The sequence below is a fragment of the Vreelandella mediterranea genome, assembly GCF_970647075.1.
Genome location: NZ_OZ310198.1, coordinates 3,321,977 through 3,339,902, shown reverse-complemented (window position 1 = coordinate 3,339,902; position 17,926 = coordinate 3,321,977). Strand labels below are relative to the sequence as shown.

Here is a 17,926-nt window from a genome sequence, read left to right as displayed (position 1 = left end):
CTCAACGCAGCGCTTCGACTTCCTCGCCGGTCAGCTGGCGCCAGGAGCGGCGCCCGAGCGGCACTTCGTTGAAATCGACCGTGATCAACCCGCTGCCATCCGGCGAGGCGGCTGAATCCCCTGGGTTGCCGATAAAAAGCGTTTCGCGCCCGGTCTCTGAATTTTTGACCCCCACCAGGCGCTCGCCGCTGCCTACCTGTAGGCCTACGATGGCATTGCCGTCGATCGTGGCGTTGCTATCGACCTCCCCATCGCGGTTGAGGTCGAAAATGGTGGCCCCGCCGCTGCCGCCGGTATCGGCCAAAAGCGATAGAAAATAGCCCACGCGTCGGCCACCACAAGGGTCCGTATTATCCGGCAGCAGGGTCGAAAACCGCACTCGCCTGGGAAGGCCGCTCGAGAGGGACGGCGAGGCGGTGACGCGCTCGCCTACGGGCAGCTCCATCCGCCACCCCGGCTTGCCGGTCATCGCAAGGTTGGTGGTAGCGCGTGCGGTTACCCCGTTTTGGGCGGCGGTGGCGGTAATGCGTTGGGTCAGAAGCTGGCCGGCCGTCACCGGGCTCGTGCGATCAACCTGATCGCGAATACCGATCAACTGCTGAACGCCTCGGTCGCTTATATCCTGATTTCTAAAGTAGCTACCGGTGCCGAAGAGCACCATGAGCCCGTCCTGCGCGTTGCTACTCAAGGTAACCGCAGGGGCCGAGGTGATCGGCTGGGCGCGGGAGCCTGAGTAGAGTTTCGTGATCGTACCGCGGCCCCTTAGTGAAAAGCGCCACATATTGCCCGCCAGGTCACCGGCGTAGGCGAAGTGAGCACCGCTGGTAAATTCTGGCCATGCCGTAATGGTCGGTGTGGCTAGCCCGTTGGGGGCCTCGAGCGTACCTTCGCCGGTTTTCAGGTGGGCGATCAGTTGACCGGTCGCCAGATTGACCACGAAGAGCGAGGCCTGGTAGCCGGTGCTGTTGTACCCGTTACCAAAGATGGCCGCCCAGGTGCCATCGCTTAGCTGGGTAATCGTGGGTTCGCTTACACTGCTACCCAGCTCCGGATGACGAAACTCCCACAGCACACTTTGCGCGCCCATTTGGGTCGGCTGGGTCACATCCAGCGCAAACACCGTGCGCCCGCCCGACCCCATGGTACCGACGACCACGGCGCGAGGGGTGCCATTGACCGTTATTTCGCGCGCCGCCGGGGTGCCGTCCATGAAGTAGCGGTGGCTGTAGGTTGCCCGGGTCAGTTCACGAAGCGGGGGGGAGCTCCCCTGGGTGAGCTCCGAGGGCAGATAGGCAAAGAGCTCGCGCCCGGTATCCGCGTTGAAGCCATGCAGCATGCCATCGTTGGCGGCCACCAATAGAAGTGGTACGCGCGTGTCGCTTTTGGGGAGCACGACCGGATTGGCATTGATGATGTCGCCCAGAAGCGACTGGCGCGCGCGCAGTGGTGGGCGGTTGAGCCCCTGAAACCAGTCGATCTCTGCCTGGGTGAACCCGCTGGTGGTCGTGCCCAGCACCGCCCCGGTACGCCGTGCGTCTGGTTGTGGGCGATAGGAGGTCAAAAGACGGCGACTCCCGGCCTGACCGGCCAACTGAGTTTCACCGTTCCAGCGGGCCGTCAGTGCACCGTTGGGTCCGATCGCGGCGGCGGTCAACCGGCCCGACCAGTCGTCACTTCGAAACCCCGCGCTGTAAAGCAGGTTATTGCTCTCCAAATCAAAGGAATCGTTACTCACCGCCGAGGACGTATTGGATTGCGAGGCGGTGATGATGTTGCCGAGTACCTGCTGCATTACCTGGTTAAGCGAGGCTTCGTCGTTGGCGAAGTAGGCGCGTTCGGTGCCACCCGCCCGGGCCAGTTCGCCCAGCGGGTCCTGGGGCACGCCGGGTAGGTTGTTGATGTCCGGCGGCAGGTTGAATCCCACGACGTAGGTTCTGACCGGTTTTGGCAGTGCTCGGGCGGTATCATCATAAAGGCGTCTAATGGCGTTTTGGGCTTCTCCCAGTGCCTGGCCCACGTTGTTGCCCAGCGAGCGCCCGAAACGGTCGACCGAGGGCAAGCCATCGGTGAGCCAGATATTGGCATTGACCAGACACTGCTGGGCGCTGGGGTTGTTGATGTTCGGGATGCGCATTCCGGCGCGATACCCCTGGTTGCTGGTAAAGGAACTGCCCGCGCTAGTATTGTTCAGAAAGTAGTCCCGCGCGGTGTACATAGTGCCTTCGATGGGGGTAAGCCCGGTCGCGAGCAACGGCCAGGCGGGATCGATCATCGGGTTGCCACTGCCGTTCCAGTCGTGGCGCTGCGGCTGCAGTTTGGTGAGAATCGATGTCCAGTGAGCGTTGTCGATCGAGCCATCGGGAAGCGATCCGCCGATGGGCACATGAAGATAGCCAAGCCCTGGGGAGGAGGCGGTACGCCACTCCAATTGGTTCAGTGCGATAGAGGCGGTATGCGCCCCCCAATTGGGAATGCCGCGCTGGCGCAGGCTGTCTACCAGTGGAAGGTTGTACGTGCCTATGATGGGTGTACGGCCCAGAAAACCTGTATAGCCCGCGATGACGGGGTCGTCGTACCACACTCGATTGGGTTCGATAACCGCCCAGCCGGTATTATTGCCCGCAAGCCCTCTATAGCGTTCGACACGTTGATCGGCGGTGGCCGTGGGATTTTGGATGTTGCGCCAGTACTCGGTAACATCGTGGGTGGGCACACCCGTGGTATAGGACTCGTCGAAGGTGTAGCCCGGCACGCCTACGTTAAAAAAGGTATAGAAATTACTGTTTGGCAGCTTTGAGCGAAAGCGCTTGGTGGAAGCATTCCAGGCGCCGGTAAAGTTGGGTGCGTACCAGCTGGGGTTGGCCGTTGTCGAATAACGAGCGTCGAGTGCGCGTTCGGTTAGCCGCCACACCACGGTACGGCCATTGAAGGCATCGTCGCGAGTTCGAGAGGCCGGGTTTTGCTGATACGCCATCAACCCCAGGTTGATCTCGCCCCGGTAGCGGTCGATCAACTCGCGCCCCACGCGCTTCATGATGCTCGATTTGCTCAGCGGTGAACGTGCCCCGGCTGGGCATAGTGAGGCATTAAACGTATTGAGCTGACAGGCGGCAAGCGTTTCTCGGTCGCCCGGGGTCGTGCCGATTGCCACGCGACCATCCAGCCCCTCCTGGCCGCTTTCCGAGTTATCCAAAATCAACAGGATATTAGGATCGACGTGGCTTACCGCATTGAACGGCGCGTTGGCAACCCCCGTTCTATCGGGCGGTATTTCATACGCTTCATCGATGACGCCGCCGCCGCCACTGACTGGCGGTTCCGTGGTGGTGGGCGGCTCAGAGGGAGTGCCCGTCGCGGGGGGGGCAGTGGTAGGAGGCGGCTCGGTAGTGGGCGGTGGGCTGGTCCCCAGCGCCATGACAGGGCTTACCCCAAAGCTTGCCGCCAGGGCCACCAGCAGGGTGGCGGTTAGGCGCGCGTAGCTCGGTTTGTTCATGGTTTTACTGCCGCCCCCTGTTCATGTGCAAAAAATACTTCAAGCATAACGGCCGTATCCTGCGACTTACCAAACCCTACGGAACTGATATTAAAAAGAAATTCAATCATTTCCAGGCCTGCGCCGGTGTGGTGCGAGCCAAGCTCGGCTACCAGCTCGATACAGTAATAAGAATCGAGGGTTTGTCCTGCCCCTTCTTTCCCATGAAAAGACCAGTTTTTTAAATTTTTTAATACTTCCCTGGTGGGTTCTAACTGCCCACGGCAATCACGATTACGAAAGTCTTGTATTGAAGGGTTTTCTTTTAATTGTTGCTCAGCCTCATATAAAGCGGCTTCGGCAGCTTGTAGCGCTGCATTGTAATCCTGCTGGTTAAGCGCCATGCGTCCCTGGGTTATCGAGCCTTGCATCGACGAAAGACTCACCAGCGTCACGATGGCCAGAAAAATCAGGCTGAGTACCAGCGCCATACCGCGCTGAGCCGTTGGATGACCGTACTCGCGTTTCATGGTCGACTCCCCGGGTTCCTTAGCGCGATGGTCGTGGTGAAGGCCTGATAAAGGCGCCCGTCATCGGCGTTAAACGGGTTCGAGCGAAAGTTGCCAGTGGCAATCGTGGTGGGCGCCTGGCGCAGGCCGGTACGCTCGCTTTGTACGATCAGGCTGATACGTACGGCGCGAACTTCTTTCCACTGATCAGCGCTTAACGCCTCGGGGGGCAAATACTCGTCACCGATCAAAAAGAGGGCGCGAAAGGCCGGGATGTGGCTCGCGAGTACTTCGTTACCTCTATCGCCGCTGGTATCAACGCGTCTAAGCGAAGGGGCGTTCGCGTTGTCATCATCGGTGCCCAGATAGTAAGTGGCACTATCCAGTACCCATGCAAAGGTTCTGCTTTCCGGGTAGTCGCTAGCGCTAAGGTTGGGCGGGAGTTCACCTTGGAAAAGGGCACATTTGAATGGGCCCTGTAATAAGACCAGCTGCTTTGGCGGTGTGAACCTGTCGACCCGTACCGGGGTCGGTTGGGGGAAATCCGGCGATAGCCCGCCACGAAAAGCAATACCGTGGGTATTGGGTAAGGCATTCTCAAGGGAGCCGGGAGGTCGACTGTATCCCTGTATCGCCGGGGCAGGCGTCACCGACGTATGTACCGGGGTTTGGTTCCCCGCACAGCCACCCTTGAAATCGACCTGACGAAGCTCCCGGGAGAGCGTTTCCAGCGCGAACCACCCGGTATCCTGCATATTGGCCAGCGCCGTGGTGATTTGGTAGCTTCGCTGGGAGGCGACAAAGAGCTGCGTGGCGCCCAGCACCACCATGACGCCGATCACCATCGCCACCAAAAGCTCGACCAGGGTAAAGCCTGCCTGGGGCGGCGAAGCGCTGGGCGAGGGAAAAAGGCGGCGATCGCGCATCTTAAAGCTCCGAAACCAGTTGGATGCGGCGCCGCTCGCCGGGGGAGGACGGCTCTTCAAAGCTCACTGTTACGCTTATCTCTGGCGGGGTCACCACGACCTCGCCCAGGCCCTGGGGCAGGACGTCGGCCAGGTCACGCACCCAGCCTTGGGTGTCGCTGGCCACCAGGCCGCTGCCGCTGGATGACTGCCCCGGGGTCAGCGCGTAGGCTCTCGCATCCTCTTTATTGGCACGAATACGATCCAGCATGTCCTGGGCCATGTTGGTGGCCTGGGTTTCCAGATAGGCGCTTCGCTGCTGCGAGAGCGCCTGGGTTTGCAGCGCGACTACGCCAAGTAGCCCAATCGACATGATGAGCATGGCAATCAGCGCTTCTAAAAGCGACACCCCGCGCTGCGCGTTTTTCATGGACCCCCTGTGGCGCGTTGTTCACCGCAGCCCTGTACCCGCGAGAGGCCGCTGCGCTCCAGGCGAATACAGCGCGCCTGGCTGCCAAGCTGAAGGGAAAGGGGCTCGGTGATCGGGTGGGTAAAGCGCCCAAGGCTATTAAAACGGATGGAAGACGGGGCGCCCGCGACGTTCAGGTTTTCAAGCGACTGCGGCCAGCGGCGCAGTGGGTCGCCACCCGGGTCGACGACTTCCCAGCCGGCCGCCCAGCCGCCCGTTAGCGGGGTCAGCGATACGCTTCGGTTACGCCGCACGGCTTCGCTTCGTGCGAAGTTCAGCGCGGTCTTGAACTCGTTGGTGGCACCCACCACGCGGTTTGTCTCGATCAGCCGAGCGAAGTTGGGAAACGCCACCGCCGCGAGCAAGGCCAAAACGGCCAGCGCGACCAAAAGCTCTAAAAGCGTAAAACCAGTCATAAGGCGGTATCTTTTAAAGGCCACGGCGAACTCTTTAAAGACCTGCAAGACGCTACCCGGCAGGTCATTCATTATCGTGAGTCGTTGCCCTTCATTAATATGAGTCGACAACGGCTTGTCTGGTCATAAAGTATCAGAAGTGCTTGATGGGGTAGGCGCGAAATACCCGGCTTAAATACACGTAATTAAGCCGATGCCGGGCAGGGGGAGGTGTTTTGGCCACCCACTGCGCGTAAGGCCGAGTGCCTGGCGTAATGTCCTGGTGTTTTGGCGGTGTTTTTGACGCAAACTTGCCTAGAGCATCACGCTTTCTTGACAGGAGAATCGGCAAGGGCAAAGTATGCTGAAATACTTCGTCTGCCTGTCAGTGGCATTTCAAGGCGGGCAACGGTCGATATCGCCAATACAACAAGAGGTAAGTCATGGCGCGCGAAAAATGGATATGGGCCGTTTGGGCCGTGGTCGTACTGTGCTGTCTGGTGCCTTATACCGTGTTGGCTCATGTAGCGGCCTGGTACGGCAGCTTTCTGTTCTGGAGCGGGGCCGGGCTTTTGGTGATCGTGCTGAATATCTTCATCACCCAAGGGTTCAAGGAGTACGACGGTGACTGAGTCGATGATATGGGTCGCCATCGTGCTTTATCTTGTCGTATCGGTCGTGATCGCGTTTTTATCCCGCCAGGGGCGGGTAGACAGTATGTCCGGGTATTTTCTGGGCAACCGGCAGATGAACGGGTTCGTGTCCGCGCTTAGCTATAGTGCCACGACCTACAGCGCCTTCATGATGGTGGGGCTGGCCGGGCTTACCTACGCGGGGGGCGTCGGGGCGCTGGGTTTTGAGATCATCTATTTTGCCGGCGTGTCGTTGGTGGCTATTTTCGGGCCGCGTTTCTGGGCGGTGGGCCGCGCATTCGGTTTCGTCACGCCCAGTGAGATGCTGGGCTTTCGCTATCACAGCAAGTACGTGGCGCTTTCGATGTCGGTGGCCAGCTGTATTTTTTTGATCCCCTATTCGGCGGTGCAGCTTGCCGGCGTGGGTTACCTCTTGGAGGGCATGTCTGGCGGGGCGGTGAGCTTCACCACCGGGGTGATGCTGGCCACGGCGATCGCGGTGTTTTTCTCCTACATCGCCGGCATTCGCTCGGTCATGTGGACCGACTCGCTGCAGGCGCTGGTGATGATCGTCGCCTCGACGCTGGTGGCGCTGTTGGTCATTCGAGGGCTGGGGGGCTTTAGTGGGCTTTTCGCAACGCTTTCGAGCGAGCACCCCGAGGCGCTCACCGTACCGGGGCCGGGGCTTTTTAGCCTGACCACCTTTTTGGGGTTAAGCATCCCCTGGTTTTTCTTTAGCCTCTCCAACCCCCAGGTGAGCCAACGCCTTTTTATGCCGGCCTCGCTCACTGCCATGCGCCAGATGCTAATCGGCTTCATGGTGTTCGGTTTGATCTACACCCTGGTATCGGTGCTATGGGGGTTCTCCGCGCTGGTGGCTTTTCCCGGCCTCGAACGCGCTGACCTTGCCACGCCGACCCTGCTCGGCTCCGGTCTCGTGCCGCCGCTGCTGGGCGTGATCGTGATGGTCGGTATTCTGGCCGCCGCGGTCTCCACGATCGATTCCATCATGCTGACGCTTGCCTCGATGCTTTCCCGCGACGTTTATACCCACGCTCGGCCCGGCGCGGGCGAGAAGCGCCAACTGCTGGTCGGCAAGCTGGTCGTGCCGGTGATCGCGCTACTGGCGCTGGGCTTTGCCGAACTCCAGATGGATTTGATTGCGGTGCTTTCCGTGGCCGCCTCCTCCGGGCTAGTAGCCATGGTGCCGGCCATCGTGGGGGCTTTTTATTGGAAACGTGGTACGGCATTCGGGGCACTGGCCAGTATCCTGGGGACCAGTATGTTCGTACTCGCGATGTACGCGACCGGAAACTCGCTACTGGGCTTACCGGCAGGTATCTGGGGGATTTTTGTCGCAACGCTGCTGTTTGTGGGCGGGAGTTTGTTGACGACACCTCACGAGACATCACGCGCAGCGTTTTTAGACGCGGTGAACGACGTGCTCATAAAAAAACGGCGATAAGGCCTTCTCGACCTACCTTGCGCGTGGTGTCGAATAACGACTTGATGTTGGTCAGCAGAGCACCTCAAGATAAAAGCCCCGCGATCGAGGATCGCGGGGCTTTTTATAGACGAGCGTCAGGCGAGAGGAGAAACGCCTTAGAACTCTTCCCATTCGGCAACATCCTGGCGGGCAGCACGCGGGGCGGCAGAGTGCTCGGGCTTTGGAAGCGCGCTGGCGCTACGCTGCGTAGACGACAAGGGGGATGTGAAGGAGACGGCTTCGTTGCCCAACACGAACTCGCTCATCAATCGATCCAGTCGCTGGGCATTCTCGCGCATTTGCGCGGCCAAAGAGGCGTTTTGGCTGACCATCGAGGCGTTTTGCTGCGTCATGGTGTCCATTTCCGCGACCGCGGTATTGACCTGATCGATGCCCGCCGTTTGTTCTCGAGCGCCGGCGGCGATCTCGCCCATGACGTCCGTCACCTGGGTAATGCTTCGATGAATCTCCTCCATCTGCTGAGCCGCCGTGGAAACGATCTGGTTACCCTCCTGGGTGTGGCCCACCGACACATCGATCAGGGCACGGATATCCTGAGCAGCGGTAGCCGAACGGCTGGCAAGCATGCGCACTTCACTGGCAACGACGGCAAAACCACGGCCCTGCTCACCTGCGCGGGCGGCTTCGACCGAGGCATTGAGCGCCAGAATGTTGGTCTGAAAGGCGATCGAGTCGATCAAGCCGATAATATCGCTGATCTTGTGAGAGGACTCGGTAATCGCCTGCATTTTGGTCTGCATTTGCCGCATGGATTCGTTGCCACGTTGCGATGCACCGGACGCCTCGAAAGCCAGGCCGTTGGCCTGTTCGGAAGCTTGCGAGGTGTGGGCGACCGTCGAGTGAATTTCTTCCATCGAGGCGGAGGTTTCCTGCAAATTAGCGGCCGCCTGGTCGGTGCGCGTGGAGAGCTCTTGGGTGCCATCCGCGATGTCGCCAGCGCCGGCCAGCACGGTCTGCGCGTTTTGGCGTACCTCCTGAAGCGTTTCCTGCATCCGCTCTACAAAGGCGTTGAAGCCTTTTGCCAAATCGCCCACTTCATCCTGGGATTTGACCTCAAGGCGGCGGGTCAAATCCCCTTTGCCCTGGGCGATATCCGCCATGGCGCTGGCGGTATGCCGGATGGGGGCAAGCGCTCGGCGAGCGGCGAAAGCGACCACGACCAGCAATAGCCCAAAGAGAATAAGGCCCGCCACCAGCAGTGAGAGCAATAGATGGTGGGTTACGCCGGTAAACACGGCGGCGGGCACGGTAGTGCCCACCACCCAAGCCGTATCGTCGACCGGGTTCCACATTAGAGTTTTATGCTCACCGCTTGGCATGGTGGCTTGCCCCGAGCCTGGCTGGCCACCCAGCATCTGAGTGCCAAGCGCGTTCAAGCCTTCGTAACCATGGGTTTGATCGCCACTGGTGTAGTTAAGCGCAAGGCGATAAGACGCCTCCGGATGAGCGATGACGCGCCCTTGGCTATCGAGCATCCAGCCGAAGCTGCCTTCACCGACCTCGATCTCAGAGGTGATAGACGTTAAAGATTCGAGCGAAAGGGCGACGCCCAGTAGCCCCATCCGGTTGCCGCGCTCATCGAACATCGTCTCGACCATCAAGGCGGCTGGTTGATTGGTGGCCTTGGAGATGAAAGGGTCGAGAAGCAGGCTATCAGCGGTGCCATCCACCACCAGTGCTTGGAAGTAGGGGCGGTCGGCGATATTCAGCGGCATACCTTCCTGATTAATTGTATTGCCGGCCGTATCCGAGACAAAAAATGACTCGATGGTGCCATCCGAATCATGACGTTGGGCGAGCCAGTCAACGTGTGAAGCAAGCGGAGCGCCTTGTGCCAAGCGTTCATCCTGCGCTAATACGTTGAGCCAACTGCGATAACCATTGATCCAACGCGTGATCTCATCGGCCCGCGCGTCTACCTGGCGCATAGCGGTATTGTTGATCAGTGAAGGAATCGCCTGATTAAGTTGCATGTTGACGACTACGCCCAGCACGATGGCCACGGCCAATAAGGGTAACGCCACTGCGAAGAGCAGTTTTTGCGTTAACGATAGGCGATAAAACATGTTCATTGATAGCCCCAATAAATCGAAAAACGACCGTTGCCGACCCTCAGCGACGCAGCGTGATCGAAAGAGAATTGTGTTTAGTGTTGTTACAAGCGTTATTAACGGCGACTAAGCGCGAAGCTTGAGCAAAAAATTGCCCGGTAGGGCGGGGCTAGTTCATTCAGTGGCGATTCATAAGCCTCGTAACACTGGCCAACGTCATTCCGATCTCATGTAGTTTTTTGTTTTTAATCGTTTTAAATGGGGGCGTTTTTGGAGCAGCCTGCCCTATAGGGAGGGTGGTGCTCTGGCCTTAATGGCGTACACGGGGGCTCGGCCACCCCGGACCTTGTTGCCGATGGCTTGGACAAGTACGAGGTGGATAACCCGTGCCTGGACCCGCTACCCCCTTGCCGCTAGCAAGTTCATACCCACGCTGCGAGCTGTTTTCGATATAAAAGCTGTGCTCGAGTAGCGCTTATCGGTTGAAGCCGGACTTCGGTGCCGGGCAGGCACTGGGCGAGCAGCGCACAGGCGCTGGGGGTAAGCGCGCCGATGCGTGGGTAGCCGCCGATGGTTTGGCGGTCGTTCATCAGCACGATGGGTTGGCCGTCCGGCGGCACCTGAACTGCGCCCAGGGGAATGCCCTCCGAGACGATACCCGACAACGCGCTTTGAAGCGGCGCTCCGGTCAGGCGAATACCCATTCGATCGGCGCGCTGGTCGACCGTCCAGGTCTGATTGAAGGCGTTATAAAGGCTGCGCCCGGCAAACAGCGCAGCCTGTGCCCCCAGTACCATGGGCAACGGGCAGCCTGGCGTGGGAAGTGGCAGCTGCACACCTCGGGGTAGCGTGCGCGACGGATGCTTGCCGCCGTGCCAGCTGAGCCGGTCGCCGGTTCGCAGCGGCTTGCCGTCATCGTGAAGCCCGCCGATTTCCTCCCGCGCCGTGCAGGCGCGGCTGCCCATTACCTTTGGGGCATCGAGCCCTCCGGGAAAGGCCAGGTAGGTGCGCAGCCCGGTTTTGGGCTGACGAAACGTCAGCTTCTGCCCGGCGTCGAGCTTAAAACATCCCTGAGACGCTAGCGGCTGGCCGTCGATACGTGCGTCCAGGTCGGCACCCGCCAGTGCGAGTGTCACGTCGCTTTCGGCTTGCAAGGTGAGGTTGCCGCCCATGGCGATCTCAAGCGTGGCGCAGTTTGGCGCGTTACCTAAAAGCCAGTTGGCCCAGCGATACGAGATCCAGTCCGCCGCGCCGGATTGGGTGACGCCCAGATGGCTGACGCCGAAGCGCCCGTTATCCTGAATCAGCGCCAAGGGCCCTGCCTGCTGTACGATCAAACCGGGGTGGTTCATGGGCTCTCCTCCAGCGGGGTTGTATCGCCGCCGGCGGCTTCGAACTCGGCTTTCGATACCGCCTTGAAGCGCACCTTGTCGCCCGGGCCAAAGAGCGGCTTGCCCCGCCGGGCGTACTCGAATAGCGGCACCGCGGTACGGCCCAGAACGTTCCAGCCGCCGGGGGAAAGCAGCGGGTAGATCGCCGTTTGCCGGTCAGCAATGCCCACACTGCCTGCCGCTACCCGCTGCCGGGGCGTTTGCAGCCGAGGGGCGGCCAGCGCTTCATCCACCAGCCCCATAAAGCCATAGCCCGGCGCGAAGCCTAGCGCGAAGACGCAGTAGTCGTGATCGCAATGGCGTTTTATAAGCTCATCCACGCTGATGCCGGCGCGCTCGGCGACCCGGGGTAACTCCGGGCCGACGCTTTCGTGGTACCAAACGGGAATTTCGTGAAGCTGGCCGTTTTGCGTGTCAGCGGGCGCAAGACCCGTGAGTGCTTGCTTGATCAGCGCGGAGGCTTCAGAAAAAGCGAGTTTTTGACAGTCGTAGTGTATCAACAGCGTGGTGTAGGACGGGACGAGATCGATCAGCGCCTCGCCAAAGGCGCGGCGCAGCGCGGTATCCGCGGCGATGATCCAAGCCATGTTATCTTCGTCGATGACGTCGAACAGCCGAGCGGTAATCGCCTCCATGGACGCGGTTTCAAGGCGCAGGTTCACGCCGACTCCAGCGCGTCGAAGGCCTCGCGAATGGCGCGCACCGCCGCCACGGACTCTGGATTGTCGCCGTGCACGCAGAGCGTATCGCAGGGCAGTTGAAGCGACGTGCCGTCGAGAGCGGTGAGCGTCTTGCCCCGGGCCAGCGCCTTGGCCTGAGCGACGATGGTCGCTTGCGTTTGATGCACGGCCCCGGGCAGGCGGCGCGAAACCAGATGGCCGTTGGCGTCATAGGCGCGGTCGGCGAAGGCCTCGAACCAGAGCGTTACGCCCAGTTTGGCGGCAAGCTCACGGTGTGGCGCGCTGTCGGCGGTGGCCATCACCATTAGCGGCAGGTGCGCATCGAAGCCGCGAACGGCGCGCATCGCGCCTTCCAGAAGCTCCGGGTTGGCGGCCATGTCGTTGTACATCGCCCCATGAGGCTTGATGTAGGCAAGCTCGGCGCCTTCGGCGCGGCAAATCCCGGCCAGTGCCCCGGCCTGGTAGAGCATCATGTCCTCGACTTCCGCCGCCGAGCAGGCCATGGAGCGCCGCCCAAAGCCCATCAGATCCGGGTAGCCAGGGTGGGCGCCGATGCGCACGCCGTGCTGGGCGGCCAGCGCCACCGTGCGACGCATGACGTGCGGGTCGGAGGCGTGATAGCCACAGGCGATGTTGGCGCAGTCGACATACGGCATCACCTCGGCATCCAGCCCCAGGGTCCAGTTGCCAAAGCTTTCGCCCATGTCACAGTTGAGCAGCGGAAGCTTCCTATTCATCATCGAGCCCTCTTTGGGTGAGGTTGATCAGCATGATTCGTCGGGCAATGTCATCGTTTGATAACACCGGTAGGCGCTCATGACGGCTTCATACTGTACCTGGTGAGCCATCACGAAATCATCGTCGTAAATGGTCTCGTCAGGGTATTCGGTAATCAATTGCAGTGGCGTTAGCTGCTGGTCGTTGCGGGTCAGCAAATAGGGAATACCGTGGCGGGTGGCAAACTCCAAACGCCCGGCGTGGGCCTCGAACGCCTCGATTTGCCGCTGGTTGTAGGCCACCAGCCCCGGTACTTTCGCCAAATGGGCGGTCACCCGCTCGAGCAGTGCCTCGGCTTGGGCTTCCCAGTTTTGATGAAAGCGCAGTACGAGAAAAAAGCCTTTGGGAATCGACCATAGCTCGAAGTTACGCGGCACATAGCCGGTCAGCGGGCGCGTCCACTCGTGGGCGGGGTAGCCGTGCAGATTGATATGCAGGTGGGCGCCACTCAGCGCCTTGGCGCGCTCGCGAATCGCCAGTTCGAATTCACCTCCGGCGGGCTGATCCTGAAGGTCGCTTCCAAAAGCCGTGTAGCGCGCGGCATGGTGCATGTGGGTGGGCTGCTCGGCGGCCAGGCGCTGCTGCAAACGGTAGCCGTCCGGGTTCTCGAGCGGTGAAAGCACGAAGTGCGTATCGTTATTTTGGGTCAGATCGCGCCCGGCCCGCAGGGCCCCGACGATGCCGGAAGGCTCGTTGGCGTGCTGGGCCGCACTGATCATGACCGCGCGATCACGCCCTTTACGGTAGCGCGCCAGAAGCCGGCGCCCACTGCGGCTCTTGGCAGCGAGCTCTTCGCCGCCCAGCGCCGCGAGCTGGGTATGGATTTGGGTAACGCTTAGCGGGTGGTGAGCGGTATCGAGCGCCATCTCGTCACCAGGTGATGCTTCATCACTGTTCAACCGGCGAAGCGTGATGGTGAGCGACGGCGCTTGGTGGGGGCGTGTTTTGATCTCCGGCACGATTTGGCCGGGCTGAATCGAGCGATCGCCCAGTGGCAGACCTGCCAGATGTTGGTAGTACTCGAGCAGGGAGAAATAGAGCTCTTCGTGTAACCCTTCGGCCAGGCTTATGTGCTCGAGGCCGAAAGGCAGCCGCGTATCCTGGTAGGGCAGGGTGACGCTGATGTTGAGCTCTTCGAAAAATGGCTGTTGGGAAGGCCACTGAGCGTGGGTGATCGCCTCCATGGCGCTCTCGAATAGCTGGACGTAGTCGCAGGTGTAAACGGTGCTTTCATTCTCGCCGCTCGCCGTGCGCCATTCGACCCAGCCGCAGGGGGAGAGCTGCCAGGTGTCGACGTGATCCAGGTGATGGCGGTTGGGCGCCGCCACCCTGACGTACTCTTGCTCACCCTCCGGGCCGGTCAAGACCAGCTCGTAATGGTAGAGCGCGGTTTGCGCCTCGCAGGGCACGGCTTCCCAGCTCACGTCCGTTTTCTTATCCAGCATACCGGCGAGCGGGTAGGCTTCCAGCATAAAGCGCTTGGGCGCTTCTCGCGGGGCGGGGTAGCGGATATGAAGGGCGCGCAGCGGCTTTTCGCCCGGCGCTTCGAGAACGTTTTCGAGCACGTAGTGCACCAGGGGTTTGTAGGCGCTATAAAAGTGCGCCTTGATGCCCAGGTCTTGCAGGATCTTCTCCGCGCGCTGCCTGGCATCGCGGTCGTCGAATACCCAGGCGTTCAACGTGTCGCCCGGGGCAAGCTTTTTCGAGTACGCGGCGGCCAACGCCTCCACGCTGCGTTCAAAGGTCGTTTCCAGCAGAGAGGTCATTTTGATGTCCGTCCTGTGGGGTCGAGCGTATCGCGCAGCCAGTCACCGAGAAGGTTAAGGCCCAGTACGGTGAGCAAAATGGCGACACCGGGAAAGACGCTTACCCACCAGGCCGTTTGCAGGTAGGTACGACCTTCGGCGAGCATGCCACCCCAGCTCGGGATGACCGGGTCGACACCCAAGCCCAGAAAGGTCAGGCTGCTTTCCAGCAAAATGTTGTTGGCGACGTTGAGCGTCATCAGCACGATGACCGGGCCCAGCATATTGGGCAGCAGGTGTTGGAAGAGGATGCGCCAATCGCGCACGCCGATCGCCTGGGCCGAGAGAATGAACTCACGATCCTTGAGCGATAGTACAGACCCTCTCACCAGGCGGGCATACTGCACCCATTGGGAAACGATAAGCAGGATGATCATATTGGTCAGCCCGCCGCCCACGACCGCGATAAAGGTGATCGCCAGAAGAATAAAGGGCAGAGCGAGCTGCACATCGGCAAAGCGCATCACGATCATATCGACGATGCCGCCGTAGTAGCCCGATAAGAGCCCCATGACGATGCCCAATACGACCGCCCCCAGGGCGGAATAGAAGCCCACCTTGAGTGAAATCTCGCCGCCGATGATGACCCGTGCGAGCACGTCACGCCCTAATGGGTCGGTGCCGAGCGGGTAACCGCCGTCGGCCAGCGGCGGCGTGAGGCGCATGGCGAGGTTGACCCCGCTACCACCTTCTGGAAACAGCCAGCCCGAGAAGATGACGGCCAGGCCGATGCCGCCCACCAGCAGGGCGCCCACAATGAACTCGAAGCTTTTAAAGCGCTCCAGATTCAGCGAATTGACTGACATAGTGGCCTCTTAGCTTTTGCGCACGCGGGGGTCGACGAAGCCATAGGCAATATCGACCAGTAAATTGATGGAGATGATCAAAAGCGAAAGCACGGTAATCACGCCCTGTAGCACCGGGTAGTCCCGAGCGGCCACGGCGTCGAAGGCGAGCGTGCCAAGCCCTGGCCAGTTGAAGACGCGTTCTACGACGACGATCCCTCCCAGCAACCCACCGAACTGCAGGCCAAAATAGGTGATCAGCGGGATCGAGCAGTTGCGTAGCGCATGTTTGTAGAGCACGACCGAGTTGGATAACCCTTTGGCTCTGGCCACCATGATGTACTGAGAACGCAGCGTTTCCAGCATGGTGGTGCGCACCAGACGTACGTTGGTGGCGGTCAGGATGATGCCCATCGTGGCCGCGGGCATGATAAAGCTCTGCCACCCTTGCATGCCGCTTGGCGGCAGCAGGTTGAAGGTGACCGAGAACAAAAGCACTAGCATGATGGCCAGCCAGAAGTTGGGAAACGAGAGGCCGACCAGCGAAAGAACGCGAATCACCTGATCGGGCCACTTGCCGCGGGAAACGGCCGCCTTGATGCCCAAAGGAATCGATAGGGCGATAGAGACGAAAAGCGATGTAAACGCCAGCGCCAGGGTGGCGGGCAGCGCGCGGCCGATCAGCTCGCTGACCGAGGTACCGCCCATGAAGCTACGCCCCAAATCGCCGGTGAACAGGCCCTTCAAAAATTCCAGGTACTGCACCAAAAAGGGCTGGTTGAGGCCGAGGGCTTCGCGGATGCGGTCGAGATCCGCCTCGGTGATACTGCCCGCCCCTTGAGCAAGCATCACGGCGGGGTCGCCGGTCAGGCGAATCGCAAACGACACGATCAGCGTTACCGCCACGAGGACGAACAGCGCCTGCAGCAGTCGATAAAAAAGAAACTTGGCCACGGGGCCTCCCTCTCGAGAATCAATAGGCCGCCGCCCCAGGGCGGCGGCGCCTTGGGCTTATTCAGCGACGTCGACGTCGGTGAGACGGATGCGGCTATCCGGCGCTGGTTCAAAGTTCTCGACCCGGGTGCTCACGCCATAAAGCGCATTAAGGCTATAAAGCGGCATCTCGAGGGCTCGTTCTTTGGTATAGCGCGCGATCGCCTGGAGCAGGTCTTCGCGCTGCTCGCGATCCGTAATGCTGCGCTGGGCATTGAGCATGTCATCGAGCTCGGCGTCGCTATCGTAGGGGTTCCAGCGCTCATCGGTGTGGTACATCAGGTAAGCGGTGTTATCGAAGTCGAAGGTCCAGCCGCCCCACTTTTGCTGGAACATCGCACCGGTGCGCCCTGCTGGAATGATGTCGTTGAGCAGGACATTGGTTTCGTAAGGCTGGATGGTGGCGTTGAGCCCGATGCCCTGAAGATAGGCAGCAACGACCTGCGCCACTTCGGCAAAGGTGGAATCGTTGCCCCGCACATCGATTTGCAGCGAGGCGCCAGGCTCTACGCCGGCCTCCGCGAGCAGCGCCTGGGCGCGCTGGGGGTCGAAGGGGTAGGGCTCAAGCTCGGGGTCGAAGCCGAAGGATTGGTTGCCCTGAAAGCTTGCGATCACGTCGCCTTCACCCGCCAAAATCGAGTCGACGATCGCCTGGCGGTCGACGGCCATGATGATGGCCTGGCGCACCCGCTCGTCGGCGGTAATGCCGGACTGCGTATTGAAACGTAGCGCCTCTACCGTGGGGGAGGCGACGCTGACCACCTCGGCGTTGGCATCGTTATCGATCGACTCGATCATGCCAATCGGGATGGTGGGCGGCAACACGATATCGACCCGACCGGACTGCAGCTCCGCGACAGCGGTGGAGGGCTCGGGAATGAACCGGTAGGTCACACTGTCGAGCTTGGGCGCCCCTCCCCAGTGATCGGCGAAGGCTTCCAGTTCGACGTCGGAGCGAGGTGTGTAGTCGACGACCTTGAACGGCCCGGTGCCGACGGGGTGGCTGTTGAAATGATCGTCGCCGTGCTCTTCGATATAGTCAGGCGGCACGATCATCGCGCCGTAACCGGCAAGCTTTGTGAGCAGCACGGGATCGGGCTCGTTGAGCAGGAAGTCGACGGTATACTCGTCCACCACCTCGACGCTTGAAATCGCGGTGTAGTTGGAGCGCTGCGGCCCCCGAGCGCCCTGTTCACCGAGCAGCCGGTCGAAGGTGAATTTAACCGCGTTGGCGTTGAACGGTTCGCCGTTATGGAACACGACTCCTTCGCGTAGCGTAAAGCGGATACGTTCGCCTTCGTCCAGCTCCTCCCAACTGGTGGCAAGCCCTGGCACCAGTTCCATATCGGGGCCACGATACGTCAAACCATCGAAGATGTTGGTGGCGACGGCTGCCCAGTTCACCAGAAAGGTGTCGATCGGGTCCCAGCTCCCCGGGTCTTGCGGTGATGCGATCGTTAGCGAGCCTGCCTGGCTCGCGCCCGCGGCGGTCATGGCGGCGGTAAGAGCGCAGGCTTGAAAGAGGCGGTTGTTTTTCATTGGTATATTTCTCCGG

Annotated in this window: 15 protein-coding genes; 2 read left to right on the top strand and 13 right to left on the bottom strand. The window is 60.6% G+C overall.

All coding sequences use genetic code 11. From position 1 onward, the window contains the following. Window position 1: 1 nt before the first annotated feature. Genes ACWFVE_RS15440 through ACWFVE_RS15420 form a run of 5 tightly spaced genes read right to left on the bottom strand, consistent with a single transcriptional unit; the run spans window position 2 to window position 5,771 of the window. Window positions 2–3,493 carry a pilus assembly protein gene (locus ACWFVE_RS15440; RefSeq protein ID WP_447530146.1) on the bottom strand — a complete coding sequence of 1,164 codons (3,492 nt, stop codon included), beginning with the start codon at window positions 3,491–3,493 and terminating at the stop codon, window positions 2–4. Continuing rightward, window positions 3,490–4,002 carry a pilus assembly PilX family protein gene (locus ACWFVE_RS15435; RefSeq protein ID WP_447530145.1) on the bottom strand — a complete coding sequence of 171 codons (513 nt, stop codon included), beginning with the start codon at window positions 4,000–4,002 and terminating at the stop codon, window positions 3,490–3,492. Before ACWFVE_RS15435 ends, ACWFVE_RS15440 begins: the two co-directional genes overlap by 4 nt. Beyond that, window positions 3,999–4,907 carry a PilW family protein gene (locus ACWFVE_RS15430; protein WP_447530144.1) on the bottom strand — a complete coding sequence of 303 codons (909 nt, stop codon included), beginning with the start codon at window positions 4,905–4,907 and terminating at the stop codon, window positions 3,999–4,001. The genes ACWFVE_RS15435 and ACWFVE_RS15430 overlap by 4 nt, the downstream gene beginning before the upstream one ends. 1 nt (window position 4,908) lies before the next feature. Then, the gene (gene pilV, locus ACWFVE_RS15425; RefSeq protein WP_447530143.1) at window positions 4,909–5,316 is read right to left on the bottom strand and encodes a type IV pilus modification protein PilV; all 408 of its coding nucleotides are present in this window, start codon (window positions 5,314–5,316) and stop codon (window positions 4,909–4,911) included. Then, complete coding sequence (locus tag ACWFVE_RS15420) at window positions 5,313–5,771, bottom strand: GspH/FimT family pseudopilin (protein ID WP_447530142.1); 459 nt, start codon at window positions 5,769–5,771, stop codon at window positions 5,313–5,315. The genes pilV and ACWFVE_RS15420 overlap by 4 nt, the downstream gene beginning before the upstream one ends. Before the next feature lie 422 nt (window positions 5,772–6,193). On the opposite strand from ACWFVE_RS15420, the gene ACWFVE_RS15415 reads away from it, so the two are divergent. Together ACWFVE_RS15415 and ACWFVE_RS15410 are read left to right on the top strand one after the other, a co-directional pair. Next, window positions 6,194–6,382 carry a hypothetical protein gene (locus ACWFVE_RS15415; RefSeq protein ID WP_447530141.1) on the top strand — a complete coding sequence of 63 codons (189 nt, stop codon included), beginning with the start codon at window positions 6,194–6,196 and terminating at the stop codon, window positions 6,380–6,382. After that, on the top strand, window positions 6,375–7,847 hold the full coding sequence (locus tag ACWFVE_RS15410; RefSeq protein ID WP_447530140.1) for a sodium:solute symporter family protein: 1,473 nt from the start codon (window positions 6,375–6,377) through the stop codon (window positions 7,845–7,847). The genes ACWFVE_RS15415 and ACWFVE_RS15410 overlap by 8 nt, the downstream gene beginning before the upstream one ends. Window positions 7,848–7,984: 137 nt before the next feature. On the opposite strand, the gene ACWFVE_RS15405 is transcribed toward ACWFVE_RS15410, so the two are convergent. From ACWFVE_RS15405 to ACWFVE_RS15370, 8 genes are all read right to left on the bottom strand, one after another. Then, window positions 7,985–9,961: a methyl-accepting chemotaxis protein gene (locus ACWFVE_RS15405; RefSeq protein ID WP_447530139.1), complete on the bottom strand. Its 1,977-nt coding sequence runs from the start codon at window positions 9,959–9,961 to the stop codon at window positions 7,985–7,987. A 401-nt stretch (window positions 9,962–10,362) separates the two neighbouring features. Then, the gene (locus ACWFVE_RS15400) at window positions 10,363–11,292 is read right to left on the bottom strand and encodes a 5-oxoprolinase subunit C family protein (protein WP_447530138.1); all 930 of its coding nucleotides are present in this window, start codon (window positions 11,290–11,292) and stop codon (window positions 10,363–10,365) included. Next, window positions 11,289–11,993 carry a 5-oxoprolinase subunit B family protein gene (locus tag ACWFVE_RS15395; RefSeq protein WP_447530137.1) on the bottom strand — a complete coding sequence of 235 codons (705 nt, stop codon included), beginning with the start codon at window positions 11,991–11,993 and terminating at the stop codon, window positions 11,289–11,291. Before ACWFVE_RS15395 ends, ACWFVE_RS15400 begins: the two co-directional genes overlap by 4 nt. Next, on the bottom strand, window positions 11,990–12,751 hold the full coding sequence (locus tag ACWFVE_RS15390; RefSeq protein ID WP_447530136.1) for a 5-oxoprolinase subunit PxpA: 762 nt from the start codon (window positions 12,749–12,751) through the stop codon (window positions 11,990–11,992). The genes ACWFVE_RS15395 and ACWFVE_RS15390 overlap by 4 nt, the downstream gene beginning before the upstream one ends. A 24-nt stretch (window positions 12,752–12,775) precedes the next feature. Beyond that, window positions 12,776–14,554: a peptidase M14 gene (locus ACWFVE_RS15385; protein ID WP_447530135.1), complete on the bottom strand. Its 1,779-nt coding sequence runs from the start codon at window positions 14,552–14,554 to the stop codon at window positions 12,776–12,778. Continuing rightward, window positions 14,551–15,399 (bottom strand): ABC transporter permease, encoded by an 849-nt coding sequence (locus tag ACWFVE_RS15380; RefSeq protein ID WP_447530134.1) that lies wholly within the window; start codon window positions 15,397–15,399, stop codon window positions 14,551–14,553. The genes ACWFVE_RS15385 and ACWFVE_RS15380 overlap by 4 nt, the downstream gene beginning before the upstream one ends. A 9-nt stretch (window positions 15,400–15,408) precedes the next feature. Continuing rightward, window positions 15,409–16,332, bottom strand: coding sequence for an ABC transporter permease (locus ACWFVE_RS15375; RefSeq protein WP_447530133.1), 924 nt, complete (start codon window positions 16,330–16,332; stop codon window positions 15,409–15,411). A 57-nt stretch (window positions 16,333–16,389) separates the two neighbouring features. Continuing rightward, entirely contained in the window at window positions 16,390–17,910 is a 1,521-nt protein-coding gene (locus ACWFVE_RS15370; protein WP_447530132.1) for an ABC transporter substrate-binding protein, read from the bottom strand. Window positions 17,911–17,926: the final 16 nt, after the last annotated feature.